This window comes from Bifidobacterium sp. LH_413 (genome assembly GCF_056357015.1).
Genome location: NZ_JBKEVK010000002.1, coordinates 474,014 through 488,147, shown reverse-complemented (window position 1 = coordinate 488,147; position 14,134 = coordinate 474,014). Strand labels below are relative to the sequence as shown.

The 14,134-nt window shown below is 63.3% G+C and carries 13 protein-coding genes; 5 read left to right on the top strand and 8 right to left on the bottom strand.

Translation table 11 applies throughout. The annotated features are described in order from the left end of the window. The first annotated feature begins 39 nt into the window (after positions 1 to 39). The 3 genes from AC1AYN_RS06005 to AC1AYN_RS05995 all read left to right on the top strand — a co-directional run bounded on the left by AC1AYN_RS06005 (position 40) and on the right by AC1AYN_RS05995 (position 4,207). Positions 40 to 2,091, top strand: a complete 2,052-nt coding sequence (locus tag AC1AYN_RS06005; protein WP_476532553.1) for a protein kinase family protein — start codon at positions 40 to 42, stop codon at positions 2,089 to 2,091. A 254-nt stretch (positions 2,092 to 2,345) separates the two neighbouring features. Further along, positions 2,346 to 3,575 (top strand): NAD(P)/FAD-dependent oxidoreductase, encoded by a 1,230-nt coding sequence (locus AC1AYN_RS06000; protein ID WP_476532552.1) that lies wholly within the window; start codon positions 2,346 to 2,348, stop codon positions 3,573 to 3,575. Between the two features lie 260 nt (positions 3,576 to 3,835). After that, positions 3,836 to 4,207 (top strand): endonuclease domain-containing protein, encoded by a 372-nt coding sequence (locus tag AC1AYN_RS05995; RefSeq protein ID WP_476532551.1) that lies wholly within the window; start codon positions 3,836 to 3,838, stop codon positions 4,205 to 4,207. 320 nt (positions 4,208 to 4,527) lie between these two features. Here AC1AYN_RS05995 and AC1AYN_RS05990 read toward each other — a convergent pair whose 3' ends face one another. The 8 genes from AC1AYN_RS05990 to rpmH form a co-directional block, all read right to left on the bottom strand. After that, on the bottom strand, positions 4,528 to 5,817 hold the full coding sequence (locus AC1AYN_RS05990; RefSeq protein WP_476532550.1) for a ParB/RepB/Spo0J family partition protein: 1,290 nt from the start codon (positions 5,815 to 5,817) through the stop codon (positions 4,528 to 4,530). Position 5,818: 1 nt separating this feature from the next. Next, on the bottom strand, positions 5,819 to 6,763 hold the full coding sequence (locus AC1AYN_RS05985) for a ParA family protein (RefSeq protein ID WP_476503288.1): 945 nt from the start codon (positions 6,761 to 6,763) through the stop codon (positions 5,819 to 5,821). Positions 6,764 to 7,023: 260 nt separating this feature from the next. After that, on the bottom strand, positions 7,024 to 7,692 hold the full coding sequence (gene rsmG / locus AC1AYN_RS05980; protein WP_476532549.1) for a 16S rRNA (guanine(527)-N(7))-methyltransferase RsmG: 669 nt from the start codon (positions 7,690 to 7,692) through the stop codon (positions 7,024 to 7,026). A gap of 68 nt (positions 7,693 to 7,760) precedes the next feature. Continuing rightward, positions 7,761 to 8,276: a Jag family protein gene (locus AC1AYN_RS05975; protein ID WP_034525659.1), complete on the bottom strand. Its 516-nt coding sequence runs from the start codon at positions 8,274 to 8,276 to the stop codon at positions 7,761 to 7,763. 132 nt (positions 8,277 to 8,408) lie between these two features. Next, positions 8,409 to 9,422 carry a membrane protein insertase YidC gene (gene yidC, locus AC1AYN_RS05970; protein WP_476503276.1) on the bottom strand — a complete coding sequence of 338 codons (1,014 nt, stop codon included), beginning with the start codon at positions 9,420 to 9,422 and terminating at the stop codon, positions 8,409 to 8,411. Then, complete coding sequence (yidD, locus tag AC1AYN_RS05965) at positions 9,419 to 9,718, bottom strand: membrane protein insertion efficiency factor YidD (RefSeq protein ID WP_476503289.1); 300 nt, start codon at positions 9,716 to 9,718, stop codon at positions 9,419 to 9,421. Before yidD ends, yidC begins: the two co-directional genes overlap by 4 nt. Before the next feature lie 25 nt (positions 9,719 to 9,743). Further along, the gene (gene rnpA / locus AC1AYN_RS05960; RefSeq protein ID WP_476503277.1) at positions 9,744 to 10,118 is read right to left on the bottom strand and encodes a ribonuclease P protein component; all 375 of its coding nucleotides are present in this window, start codon (positions 10,116 to 10,118) and stop codon (positions 9,744 to 9,746) included. A gap of 37 nt (positions 10,119 to 10,155) precedes the next feature. Continuing rightward, positions 10,156 to 10,290 (bottom strand): 50S ribosomal protein L34, encoded by a 135-nt coding sequence (gene rpmH, locus AC1AYN_RS05955; RefSeq protein ID WP_034525651.1) that lies wholly within the window; start codon positions 10,288 to 10,290, stop codon positions 10,156 to 10,158. Positions 10,291 to 10,605: 315 nt separating this feature from the next. On the opposite strand from rpmH, the gene dnaA reads away from it, so the two are divergent. Beyond that, the gene (gene dnaA, locus AC1AYN_RS05950; RefSeq protein ID WP_476532548.1) at positions 10,606 to 12,180 is read left to right on the top strand and encodes a chromosomal replication initiator protein DnaA; all 1,575 of its coding nucleotides are present in this window, start codon (positions 10,606 to 10,608) and stop codon (positions 12,178 to 12,180) included. Between the two features lie 774 nt (positions 12,181 to 12,954). Further along, a complete protein-coding gene (dnaN, locus tag AC1AYN_RS05945) occupies positions 12,955 to 14,079 on the top strand; it encodes a DNA polymerase III subunit beta (protein WP_476503279.1) in 1,125 nt (374 codons plus the stop codon). Positions 14,080 to 14,134 lie beyond the last annotated feature (55 nt).

Here is a 14,134-nt window from a genome sequence, read left to right as displayed (position 1 = left end):
GGCGTCGAAGCGCTTACGCATTACGGAGTCGAAGAAACTATGAAGCCTCAGCTGGGAGACACGCTTTTCAACCGCTATACCCTGGTCACGCTGCTTCGTGACGAGCCCGGTGTGCAGGCTTGGAGGGCCAACGACCGCGTGCTCGCCCACGATTGCCAGCTGTTCGTGCTCACGGATCCGGGCACGCTTGAGGACGTGTCGTCGCTGGCCACGCAGCTCGGCCGCAAGAGCGGCATCACGCCGGTGCTGCAGTTCCGCCGTTCGGGCGACGCCGCCGTGCTCGTCACGCGCGTGGAAAGCGGCCTGTCCCTCACCGAATATCTGAACGGACCGGCCCGCGGCACGATCAGCTTCGAGGCGATGCGCTCGATCATCGCCGAAACCGCGACCATCGCGACCGCGCTGGAGCAGCCGCGTCTGTCCACCGACACGATCCGCATCTCCGTGCAGGGCATCGAGATCGCCGATGCGCCGCTGGCCGGACTGCTCGTCGAACCGACGAAGGCCCCCAAGACGATTCAGGGCGAACAGCTCGCCATCCGTCAGCTGGCGTCCGTGCTGTACGCGATGCTGACGCGCCGCCCGACCTCGCTGAACACGACGTATGATCTTGCGTCGATCGGCGACATCCCCGGCGAATTCCACGTGATCCTGTCCCGCGGCCTGGAGCTCACCAAGGAGGACGGCCGCCGCAGCGAGCCGATGCTCACGCTGAGCGAGCTGACCGCGCTGCTGGGCGAGTGCAAGCCGCTCACCGACCTGACCGATCAGGACATCGCGCTGCCGTCCGACGCCGGTGCCGGCTCGATTGCCACCGTGCACGTGCGCGACATGCGCAATGAGCATCTGACCAGCCTGCCGCATCACGTGGTCACGACGGAGAAGCTGCCGGACCTCACCATCCACCGCCCGCTCACCGAGGCGGAGGCCGCGCGTCACGCCGAACAGGTGGTGGCCGAGCAGAACAAGCAGACGTTCGCCGAAATGCAGGCCGCGTTCGACAACTATTCGCCGCGCGTGCTCGGCGACCAGCCGGGCCGTCTGCCCACCGACGCGAAGGGCAAGCCGATGCGCATGCCGGCGCTGCCCGAACGTCCGGCTTCCGACGACTCCGGTTATCAGAACGACCAGGGGTACCAGGGTTATCAGGGTTATCAGGGCGACGACCTGTTCCACGAGTTCTCGTTCCAGACGCAGGCGTTGCCGACGATGCCGTCCGGCGCGAATCCCGGCGAGGAGACCACGCGTATCCCCGTGTTCGTCGATCCGAACATGGCCACCGAGGCGATCGACGTGTCGTCGGTGCGTCACGAGATGAAGGCGAAGTCCGCTGCTCCGGCCGCCGGTACCGCTGGCGCGGGCGCGGCGTCCGGTGCGGCGAGTGCGGGAGCCCCGGTTGCGGGCGCTGGTGCGGCCGGTACGGCCGTCGCCGGCGGCCTGGGCGCTGGCGCGCCTGCCGCGGCGGGGACGTCCGGTGCGAACGGTGCATCCGGTGCGTCCGGTGCGAACGGTGCGAACGGAACGATCGGAACGCAGGCCGGGAACGGCGTTGCCGGCGCGAACGCCGGTGCCGTTCCGCCGAGCATTCCCGTTCCCGACGCCGACGCGACGATCGTCGACATGGCGCCGATCGGACATGATGGTGCGGCCGGAACGCCGGTGGCGTTCGCGCCTGCGCCGCACGCGCGCGGCGTCGCCATGCCGGACGCGTCGATGCAGCAGCCGCCGAGCTTCACCCCGAAGGAGTCTCCGGTGCAGGCCGATGCCGCCCAGGGCGACGGTGATAATCTCGCGAAGCAGCGTCTGTTCGGCAAGATGACCACGACGGTGGTGGTGGTCATCGTCGCCAGCGTGCTCATCGTCGCGGCACTCGTGTTCGCGGTGCTGACGTTCATGCACAGCAACACTAACCCGGCGGACAGCGGCGTCGACAAGAACAACCAGTGGCCGAGCCAGAAGAACCTGGAGAACGTGCCGTTCGGCGACACGTCCAACAACGAGACGTCCAACGACTCCGACGGCGCCTCCACCAACGGCTCCGCCGAATCCGACATCGAATACATCAACGTCACCGCCGCCTACTACCGCTGAGTGACCCCGTTTTCGGCCCCCTCTGACGAGGGGGCTGTCAGCCGAAGGCTGACTGGGGGAGAGACCGCGCCCGCAGGCCGCGAAAAACTAAATCGGCCTATGGCCGATACTATTTCTCCGCGGCCTGACGCCCGCTCTTCTTCTCTCCCTCCGTCATCGCTTCGCGATGACACCTCCCTCCTCAGAGGGAGGCTTTCTTTATCGGCTCCTCTTGGCCGACTGAGGGAGAGAACCCCCTTGGCTAGGCTGTCAGTATGACTGTGCATAACGTGATCATCATCGGTTCGGGGCCGGCCGGTTACACGGCGGCCATCTATCTGGGTCGCGCCGGCTTGCGCCCGGTGCTCGTCACCGGCGCCCTCGCCCCCGGCGGCCAGCTCGTCAACACCACCGAAGTGGAGAATTTCCCCGGGTTCCCGGACGGTATTCTCGGCCCCGATCTGATGGACGCGATGCGCGCCCAGGCGGAGCGTTTCGGCACCGAGTTCATTCATGAGGACGTCACGTCGGTCGAAGTGCTTGACGGCGATGACTCCTCGCCGGAATCCACCGTCAAGCGCGTCACGTTGGATTCCGGCGACGTGCTGGAATCCCGCGCGGTGATCGTCGCCACCGGATCGTCCTACCGCAAGCTGGGCGTGCCCGGCGAGGAGGAGTATTCCGGTCACGGCGTCTCCTATTGCGCCACCTGCGACGGGTTCTTCTTCAAGAACAAGCCGATCATCGTGGTCGGCGGCGGTGATTCCGCGTTCGAGGAGGCGCTGTATCTGACGCGATTCGGTTCGTCGGTCACGCTGATCCATCGTCGCGACGAGTTCCGCGCCTCCGCGATCATGGTGGAACGCGCCCGCGCGAACGACAAACTCACGCTTCTCACCAACACCGTCGTCACCGCCATCCACGGCGGCACCACGGGAACCGATAGTGCTGGTGCCGCCGGCGCGGGCGCCGCGGCCGTGGACGTCACCGGTGCGAACGCCGCACCCTCCGCGACGTCCTCCCTCCCGACCTCGCTCTCCCTCAAGCCGATCGGCGGCATCACCCTGAACGCCGGCAAAACAGGAGGCCTCGGTCTCGCCGATGGCGCGGACAAGACCGCCGACGCGAACGGCGCGAGCGCGGCAGGTTTCCCGCTCAAGCTGGGCAACGCGCTGGGCGGCGTGACGCTGCCCGCGGCCGCGCCGGCGGCCGGCAGCGTCACGTCCGTCGACATCCGCGATACGGTGACCGGCGAGACCGGCACGTTGGACACGGCGGCCGTGTTCGTCGCTATCGGGCACTCCCCCGCGACCGCGTTCACCGGTGACGTGGTGAAGAAGGATGACGACGGCTACATTCTCGTGGACGGCGCGAGCACGCGCACGTCCACGCCCGGCATCTTCGCCGCCGGCGACTGCGTCGACCGCACCTACCGCCAGGCCATCAGCGCCGCCGGCATGGGCTGCCGAGCCGCCCTCGACGCCCAAGACTACCTCGCCGACTGAGGCAAGAACCGAACCACTTGGCCCCCTCTGACGAGGGGGCTCCCGGCGAAGCCGGGTGGGGGAGAGACCGCGGCCGTCAGGCCGCGAAAACGGAATCGGCCTACGGCCGATACAATTTCCCCGCGGCCTCACGGCCGCTCCCCTTCTCTCCCTCCGTCATCGCTTCGCGATGACACCTCCCTCATCAGAGGGAGGCATATCGGATTACGCGTGATGGATAATCCTCTCCTGCTTGCTGAGAATGACTACGCTGGAATCGTGTGAAGGAATGCAATCGCGGCAATGTAGCCAATGCACGCTCCTTGCGCCGTAACATGACGCCATGGGAACGGAAACTATGGTACGAGTTTCTACGAAACCAGCCTGTACGATGGCAACGGCAGAAGCCAATTGGTGATTTCATCGTTGATTTCTACTGTGCCAAGGCCCAGTTGTCCGTCGAACTGGATGGCGGTGGACACTACGAGCAAGCCCAACGTGATCAAGATAATCGACGTACGGCATTGCTGAACCAACAGGGAATACAGGTCGTCAGATTCAGCAATCACGATGTGGACACACGATTCTACGAAGTATGCACGGTAATCGACCGCACGACAAAGGAGCGTCTTGCCGCATTAGGAAGATGCTAACCCGATTGCCTCCCTCTGACGGGACATCGCCGTAAAGCAAACGCCGGAGGCGTTTGTAGGCGATGTGCGAGCCGACAGGCGAGCCGATATGAGGCCAGCCGCAGGCTGTCCGTTGTTACGGACGAGGTGGCCGCCGCAGGCGGCCGGAGGGAGAGAAGAAAAGCGGCCGTAGGCCGCGGAGAAATAGTATCGACAGAAGGCCGATTCAGTTCTTTGCGGCCTACGGCCGCGGTCTCTCCCCCAGTCAGCCTTCGGCTGACAGCCCCCTCGTCAGAGGGGGCCAAGAATGCTGTCATGCGCCGTAGGCGCATGTCCGGGGGTTAGCGCCAGTCGTCTTTGTTGTTGTCTTGGGGCATGAGGAGGCCTAGGATGCGGTCCATGTCTTCGGGGGACGAGAAGACGATCTCGATGCGGCCGTGCTTCGGGGTGCCCTTGATCGAGACCTTGGTGTCGAAGCGGTCCTCGAGGTTGCTCTTGATCGGCGAGCCGGCCCACGGATCATTCTTGCGCGCCTTCGGCTTCTTCGGTTCCTTGTCGTCGAGGTTCGCCATCGCGACGATCTCCTCGGTGCTGCGCACGGACAGGCCTTCCGCGATGATGCGGACGGCGAGCTTGTCCATCGCCTCGGGGTCGTTGAGTCCGAGGAGGGCGCGCGCATGGCCGGCGGTGAGGATGCCGGCGGCGACCTTCTTCTGTACGCCGGCGGGAAGGTTGAGCAGTCGGAGCGTGTTGGCGATCTGCGGGCGCGACTTGGAGACCGACTTGGAGAGCTGCGCCTGCGTCAGACCGAACTCGTCGATCATCTGCTGGTAGGCGGCGGCCTCTTCGAGCGGATTCAAGGCGACGCGATGCAGGTTCTCCAGCAGGGCGTCGCGCAGCATATCGTCGTCGGCGGTCGTCTTGACGATGGCGGGGATCGTCTCGAGTCCGGCGAGCTGGGATGCGCGCCAACGGCGTTCGCCCATGATGAGCTCGTACGGGCTGTCCATGCGGCCGTCGAACTGGTTGGCGGGCTCATGGCCTTCCTGCGCCTTGCGGGCCGCCTCGATCTGGGCGGCGGGACGCTTCCGCACGACGATCGGCTGGAGGACGCCGACTTCCTTGATGGAGGCGGACAGTTCGTTGAGATCGTCCTCATCGAAGACGGTACGCGGCTGGTGGGTGTTCGGGCCGATGTCGGACAGCTTGAGCTCGGCCAGATAGCCGCCCTCGACCGGCTTCAGCTCCGGCTTCTCGTCGCTTTTCTTCTTCGCGGTTTCACGTGAAACATGCTGTTCGGTCGCCTTCTCCAACGGGGACTGGCGGGAGGTAATCGACGACTGGATCGGCTTCTCCACGACGGCGCCGGTGACGGTGTCGTTGAAGAACATGTCGCTCGGGTGGGCGATGTCGCTCAGCGCCGGCATCGCGGCGCGATGCTGCTTCTTCGGCTTGGAGGAGGATTTCGGCTCGCTCTTCTTCTTGGTTTCACGTGAAACAGAGACGGGCTTCACCTCCAGCTTCCTACGCTGGGGAATGTCGTGCTTGGGCTTCTCCTCCGGAGAGTCCTCCCCCGGCAGTTCAGGGAACAGCGCGCCGAGGCCTTTGCCGAGACGGGATTTCGATGACATATCAGGCCTCCTTCATCCTGGTCGCGATGGCTTCCAATACGTTTTCGGAACGGCGGGTGATCTCCAGCGCGGCCTCGCCGTAGGAGATGGCGCCCATGCCGTGCGGGTCGTAGACGATGACGCTCTTGCTGAAGCTCGGCGCCTCTGAGATCTTCACCGTGCGCGGAATCGTCGTGTCGAGCACGATGGACGGGTAGTGCTTCTTCACTTCGTTGTACACCTCGCGGCTCAGCAGCGTACGACGGTCGAACATCGTGATGAGCATCGTGGACACGGTCAGGCTCGGGTTGAAGTGGTCCTGGACCAGGCCGATCGTGTTGATGAGCTGGCCAAGACCTTCGAGCGCGTAGTACTCCGCCTGGATCGGGATGAGCATCTCGTGCACGGCGCACATCGCGTTGATGACGAGCAGGCCGAGGCTCGGCGGGCAGTCGATGAACACGTAGTCGTAGTGATGCTCGGATTCCCCGAGGAACTTGTCGACGGCCTCCTTGAGCAGGGAGTTGCGATTCGGCAGGTCGGCGACCTCGAGTTCCGCACCGGACAAATCGATGGAGGCAGGCACCACGTCTAGGTTGTCGAAGTCGGGGCACGGCTGCATGGCCTCGGCCAGCGTGAGACGGCCTTCGAGCACGTCGTACACGGACGGCTCCCCCGAGGCATGGCTCACACCCAAGGCGGTGGAGGCGTTGCCCTGCGGATCCATGTCGATGACCAGGACGCGCATCCCGTGCTCGGCCAGCGCGGCCGCCAGGTTCACCGTCGACGTGGTCTTGCCGACGCCGCCCTTCTGGTTCGCGATGGCGATCAGACGCGTCCGGGACGGCTTCGGGAACTTCTGCTGCTGCAGCTTGGCGTAACGATTGGACTCCAATGCGATCTCCGCACCGACCGGCGACTCCCCCTCGGCGAAGATGCGCCTGATGGTCTGTTCGGCGGACTCCATCGGATTCTGATTATCGGCCATGACCTCTCCTTGACAACACAACATGCCGGAATCCGACCCCATTCGGGATCGGATTCCAGTACTGCCCACTTATCCACAAAAATGTGGATAAGTGTGGATAACTCGATTCTCTGGCTGTGGACGGACTGTTTTCGTTGGTTTCAAATCCTCAATATATCAACGTTCTTCGGCACAGCCACCGTTCGGTTGACAATGTGGATAACTTTGTTCGACCTGTGGAAATGTGGAAAACCGCACCCCTATCGCTTATCGACCAGCACCACGTGCGTCGGCTCCAGACCGGGCCCGACCTGGGCCTCGACGACCCTCGGATTCACACCGCGGCGCTTGCCGATCTCCTTGGCGGCCTTGTCGATCTCCGCCTGGGCGGAACGTCCCTTGAGCGCGACGAGCCTGCCGTGGGGCTTCAGCAGCGGCAGCGTCCACCCGGCAAGCTTGGTCATCGGGGCGACGGCGCGGCAGGTCACCACGGCGTACGGATGCAGGTCACGGTCATGGCGCATGGCGTCGATGACCTCTTCGGAGCGGGCGCGGAACACGCTCACGTTCTTGAGCCCCATCGCGTCACGACATTCCTTGAGCCATTCCACGCGACGTTCCATCGGCTCGATCAACGTGAACTCATGGTCGGGCAGGCACGCTGCTGCCACCAGACCGGGGAATCCACCGCCACTGCCGACGTCGGCCACGGTCTTGAACCGCTCGTCTTCGGTCGCCTCGCGCACGAACGGCACAATCGCCGCCGAGTTGAGGATATGCCGCTCCCAGATGATGTCGACGTCGCGCGGGCCGATGAGCCCACGCGGCTCCCCTTCCTCGGCGAGTTTCACGTGAAACACGCGCAACGGCTCATAGGCGTCGCCAAGCACATCGCGCAGCACCGGCGAACCGTCCAGCTGGTCGGCCATACCACTCCCCTCTTCTCTCTACGGTTTCCTGCAGTCTCAATCGATCGTCACACGGACCGGACGGGACGTCACTCCTCGTCGGAGTCGTCCGCGTTGGCACGCAGGTAGATGGTGACGTAACGATGCGGCTCCTCACCATGGGAGCGGGACTTCAACCCCTCCTCGCGCACGACGTCGTGAACGACCTTGCGTTCGAAGGAGTTCATCGGCTTGAGATCGACCGGCTCGCCGGTCTCCTTGACCTCGTCGACGGCGTCGAGCGCGATGTCGTGCAGACGCTGGCGCTTGCGCTTGAGGAATCCGTCGACGTCGACGATGAGACGGGAACGCTCGCCGGTCTTCTGCTGCACGGCGAGACGAGTGAGCTGCTGGAGCGCATCGACCACTTCCCCGTTGCGGCCGATGAGATGCTTGATGTCGGTGTCGTCGTCGGCGACGATCTGCACCATCGGGCGGCCGTTGCGCACGCCCATCTCGATGTCGCCCTCGTAGTCGGCGATGTCGAGCAGTCCTTCCAGGTAGTCGGCGGCGATGTCGGCTTCGTCGTTGAGCTGATCCACCGTCTTGTCGTCATTCTGGGCCATGAGGTCCTCCTTCGATCATGGGTCTATGGGAATAGTCTAAACCAGCCATCCGCTCCAGCCACGTAGGCGAGCCGGGATAGCTCGGCCCGGTGCTTCACGGTTTCACGTGAAACACCGGGCCTTACTTACTCGTCATTTCTTTTTGTTCTTGTTCTTGCGCTGAGGCTGCTGGCGCTGATAGCCGCGCGATTCCTTCTGCTGCGCCTCGACCTTGGCCTTCTCCAGCGCCTCATCCTCGAGGGACAGCTGGCCGGCCTTGGCGCGGCGGGCGTTCTCCTTCTCGTGATCGCGGACTTCCTTGGCGTCGGCCGCGGGCGATCCGGGAGTCGGGAAGGCGTACATCTGCCAGAAGGTACGCAGCAGGTTGCACACGTTGTTCGTCAGCCAGTAGACCAACACGGCGAACGGCATCGTGATGCCGGAGAAGATGTACATGACCGGGAAGATCCACAGCATGGTCTTCTGCATCGTGGCCGCCTGGCCCTGCATGGTGGCCGGGTTCATGTTCTTGTTCATGTTGATCCACTGCATGAAGAACATGCAGCCGCACATGAGCGCCACGAACACCACGATGATCGCCTTGGCCGTCATGTCGCCGTTGCCGAACGTGCTGGTGGTGTTCACCAGGCCGAGCACCTTGGATTCGGAGAACTGCTTCGCGGTCTCCACGTCGAAGGCGCCGAGCGCCGCACGCTTGCCGCGCGCGATGTACGGGATGGCGGACAGCACGTAGAACATGCACATGAAGACGGGGCCCTGGATGAGCATCGGCAGGCACGAACCGGCCGGGTTCGCGTCGTTGTCCTGATAGAGCTTCATCATCTCGCGGCTCAGGGCCTCTTTGCTGGCCTGGTCCGTCTTGCCCTTGTACTTGTTCTGGATCTTCTGCATCTTCGGCTGCAGCGCCTGCATCTTGCGCATCGACAGCATCTGCTTGTAGAAGATCGGGAGGATGCACGCGTGCACGACGAGCACGAGCACGATGATGGACAGCACCCATGAGACGCCGACCGGGTTCATGCCGAGCATGACGAAGAAGTCATGGACGACCTTCATGATCTGCGTCATCAGCCACTCGACCGGGGTCAGGATCTTGTACAGCCAACCCCAGAAGCCGCTGTCCAGCAGGAATTGATTTTGGTTCATGGTAAGGGATTCCCCCATTCGTCAGTCGGCAACGGCGTCAATCGAGGTTCCTCGTGAGCCTTCGACCATCGGAAACGATAGAACAACGAGAAACGTCGGGGCACGTCGTCGATGCCGCCGCGACTCCACGGCCGACACCGCAGCAGGCGCAGCACGGCGAGCGTTCCCCCACGCAGGGCGCCGAACCGCGCCACCGCTTGGATGGCATAGTTCGAGCAGCTCGGATAGTACCGACAACACGGCACCGCACGATGCGCGGAGAACGTGCGCTGATACCAGCGCACCCCGCGGATCATCATGGCGGCCATGCCGTTCATCGCGTCACCGTTCCCGGATATCCCGATCGATCCGTTCGGCGATCTTCGCGAACGCCGAGGCCACCTGCCCGTCCAAGGACTCGAACGGAGCCGAAGCCGCGCTCGGCTTGGCGCGCATCACGATGTCGCACCCCTCGGGCAGCCGGTCCTCATACGCGCGCGCGAGCACGCGGAAACGACGTTTGACCGTATTGCGCGTGACGGCGTTCCCGACCGCTTTTGATACGGCGAGACCCATGCGCCGCGCTTCGGGCGCCACCAGGGTACGCGTATGCGAATCGTCGCGCACCAGATAGTGCACGACGATGTCGTTGCGCGAAACCTTGTGACGGCGTTTCAGCACGGCGACGAATTCGCTGTGGCTTTTCAGCCGTTCCACGACCGTCTTGAAAAGTCTAAGACGCCGACCGTCTGAATCAGGCGGCCAGGGTCTTGCGGCCCTTGGCGCGACGACGGTTGATCAGGGCGCGGCCGGAACGGGTGCGCATGCGCTGACGGAAGCCGTGCTTCATGTGACGACGGCGGTTGTTGGGCTGGAAGGTCCTCTTCATAGTTGTGCTCCTAAGTCTTTCGGCCACGCTGACGCGCGGCTCCCACGTGAGTCAAGCTATACCAAACTACCCTCACCCCTCCCCCAACGTCAACACAGGTGCATTTCATTCACAATTCACCGTTCCGACACGACACGCCGCGACACGCCGAAAGCGCCATATGACGCCGTTCCGAAGCCGCGAGTTATCCACAAATTACAGGAATGTTATTCACAATCCAATGATTGCAACACGCAAGCCTGTGGATAACTTCCAAGCTATGAGTAACAATGGTGTGCGCACTTTATTCGTTCGAGCAGTGGAAGGAGGACCGGCATGGCCGATGAACCCCGCGACCCGGTGACCGAGGCCAACCATATCTGGTCCGACACGCTGACGCTGCTCAAGCACAATTCCTCGCTTTCCCCGCGCGACAAGGGATGGCTGGAAGGCGTGTACCCGGAGGGCGTGTTCGGCACGACCATCGTGCTGTGCGTCGAGAACGCCGGAACCCGCCAAGCGCTGGAGAACGAACTGCGCCGCCCGCTGCTCGAAGCGATGAACATGGTCACCGGTCAGGACATGACGCCGGCGTTCAAGATCGCGCCGCGACGACCGTCCACGCCGAAGACGGAGACCGTCACGCCGTCGCGCCGCGCCTCCGCATCGAAGCGGGGAGGCGCGATGGACGCCGAGAACCCGCCGTCCATCGCCGATCTCGGCAAGGAGCCGTTCGGTTCGCGCGGTCCGGTGCCGAACGTGCCGACCTCGATGCCGGCCACGATTCCGACCCCGGTCGACATGGCGACCGCCGCCGGATACCCGATGAGCCGCAACAAGGTGGCCCGCGATCCGGAGACCCACCTCAACAAGAACGCGACGTTCGACACGTTCGTCCCCGGCGATTCCAACCGTTTCGCCCGCACTGTCGCCCTCGCCGTGGCCGAGGGATCGGGCCGCGACTTCAACCCGCTGTGTATCTACGGCGGTTCCGGTCTGGGCAAGACCCACCTGCTCAACGCGATCGGCAACTACGCGCTCGTCAAGGACCCGAGCCTCAAGGTGCGGTACGTGAATTCCGAGGAGTTCACGAACGAGTTCATCGAGGCGCTGCAGAACACGACCCAGAACCAGGGCCAGATTGCCGAATTCAACCGGCGCTACCGCGAGGTCGACGTCCTGCTCATCGACGACATCCAGTTCCTGGGCGGCAAGGAAGCCACCCTGGAGCAGTTCTTCCATACGTTCAACGCGCTGCATCAGGCGAACAAGCGCATCGTCATCGCCTCCGACGTCGCGCCGAAGAACCTCAAGGGCTTCGAGGCGCGACTGATCTCGCGCTTCGATTCGGGTCTGACCGTCGACGTGAAGCCGCCGGACCTCGAGACCCGCATCGCGATCCTGCGCATGATGGCCTCGATGAACCACAGCAACATCCCCAACGATGTGCTCGACCTCATCGCCGAACGCTTCACGGAGAACATCCGCGAGCTGGAGGGCGCGCTGACCCGCGTCACCGCCGTCGCCAGCTTGAGCAACCAGCCGGTCACGCGCACGATGGCCGAGCAGACGCTGCAGGATTTCTTCACCACCGACGTGGAGGTGAAGCCCACCGACATCATCAGCCAGGTGGCGAAGTACTTCCATCTGTCGTTCGACGACATCGTCGGCAAGTCGCGCATGAAGAACATCGCGATCGCGCGGCAGGTGGCCATGTACCTCACGCGCGAGATGACCAGTCTGAGCCTCGTCGACATCGGCAAGGTGTTCGGCGGTAAGGACCACACGACGGTGATGCATGCCTGCGACCGCATTTCCAACGGCATGCAGGACCGTCAGGAGATCTACAACTACGTGATGGAACTGACCGTCAGGCTGAAACAGGGAAACACCGACTTCAAGCAGAAGTAGAGGGTACATGGGGTCTCTCCCCCAGTCGGCTACGCCGACAGCCCCCTCGTCAGAGGGGGCCACAACTGAATAGGCTCCCCTTGTCAGGGGAGCTGTCATGCGCAGCATGACTGAGGGGTAGTCACGCAGCGAATCGAAGGTCATCGTCGACCTTGGCCGTGTCGATCGCGTGTGGCGAACGAATCCGCGCTCTTCCGAAACCCGTCCGAAAATCACCCTGAAAACGTTCGCCAGAATCGATTCTCCCGGCCGAAATCACCCCGCGACACTCCGTGGAACGAGAAAAAGTGGGGTAAAGTTATCCACATACTTATTCACAAATGTGGGTAACCTCAGTGGAAAACCGGTGGATGACCGCCCGTTTTCATGTGGATAACCAGTGGATGAACCCGCATCGAATGTGGAAAACCGAAAAGAGACCCGAAGCCTGTGGATAACTCGCCGATTTATCCACAATATCTCGATGGGTTATCCACATTTTTCCACTGCCGCCGAAACGAGACGCCACAAGCCCTCAGCGAGGGTTTTCCACACTATCCACAAGCCTTATTACGACTACTACTTACGTGTTCTCTTGACTCACCATAGTGGGAACGTCACCTTCCGCGCGAGCGAAGCGAAGCGCGGGGCGCAATCGCCTAGAATGAATCCCAGCTCAGGAAAAAGCCGAAAATCGTTCGCCACAACGCATCGTGCGGGATTCGCGCAAGGAGCCGTCCGGGAGAATCGCGTGTGGCGAACGAAAACGACGAAAACGAAACGAAAGCAGGCACCATGAAGGTCGAAATCAACTCCTCCGCGTTGGCGGACGCCGTCGCGTGGACCACCAGGGTCATCGACGCCCGCCCGTCGAACCCGATCCTCGCCGGCATCAAGCTCGAAGCGGTCGACGGAACGCTGCAGCTGTCGGCGTTCAACTACGAGATCTCCGCCCGTCACCACATCGAGGCCGGCGTCGACGAGGCCGGTTCGGTGCTCGTGCTCGGCAAACTGCTCGCCGACATCACCAAGTCGCTGCCCGGCGAGAAGACCTACCTCGCCACCGACGGCTCGACGATGACGATTACCTCCGGCAAGTCGACCTTCACGCTGCAGCTCATGCCCGAGGCCGAATACCCGGATCTGCCCGGAATTCCGGGCAAACTCGGCCAGGTCGACGCCCCGACCTTCGTGCAGGCGGTCGCCCAGGCGTGCGTCGCGGTCTCCCGCGAGGAGAACCGTCCGGTCCTGACCGGTGTGCGCATGCAGTTCGACGGCGACAAGGTGATCATGACCTCGACCGACCGCTTCCGCCTGTCGCGTGCCAGCTTCACCTGGACTCCGAACGACATGGACGTGAACACGACGACGCTGGTGCGCGGTTCGCTGCTGCGCGACATCGCCCGTTCGCTCGACGAGCACCAGAACGTCGTCGTCGATTTCGACGTGGACTCCCCCTCGCTGCTCGGTTTCGAGAACGCCGGCCGCACCTCCACCTCGCAGCTCATCGACGGCGAGTTCCCGGCGGTCGACCGACTGTTCGCCGACGACTACCCGATCCAAGCGGTGGTCGATCGCCAGTCGCTGATCGCCGCGATCAAGCGAGTCGCGCTGGTCGCCGAACGCAACGCCCCGATCCGCATGGTGTTCTCCGGCCAGGAGGTCACACTGTCCGCCGGCGCGATCGACGAGGCACAGGCCACCGAGGTGCTCGACATCGACATGGACGGCGACGATATCACCGTCGCGTTCAACCCGTCCTACCTGATCGAGGGTCTGAGCGCGATCACCGAACCGTTCATCCGCATGAAGATGACGACCGCGGTCAAGCCGGTCGAGTTCAACGGCCAGCAGGAGGCCGACTCCGACGAGTCGATGGACTACCGCTACCTGCTCGTCCCGATGCGCTTCAACAGCTGATTCGGAACGGCGGCGCTTGCGGTAGCGTTAGCGATATCGCAAATCCGTCCGCCGT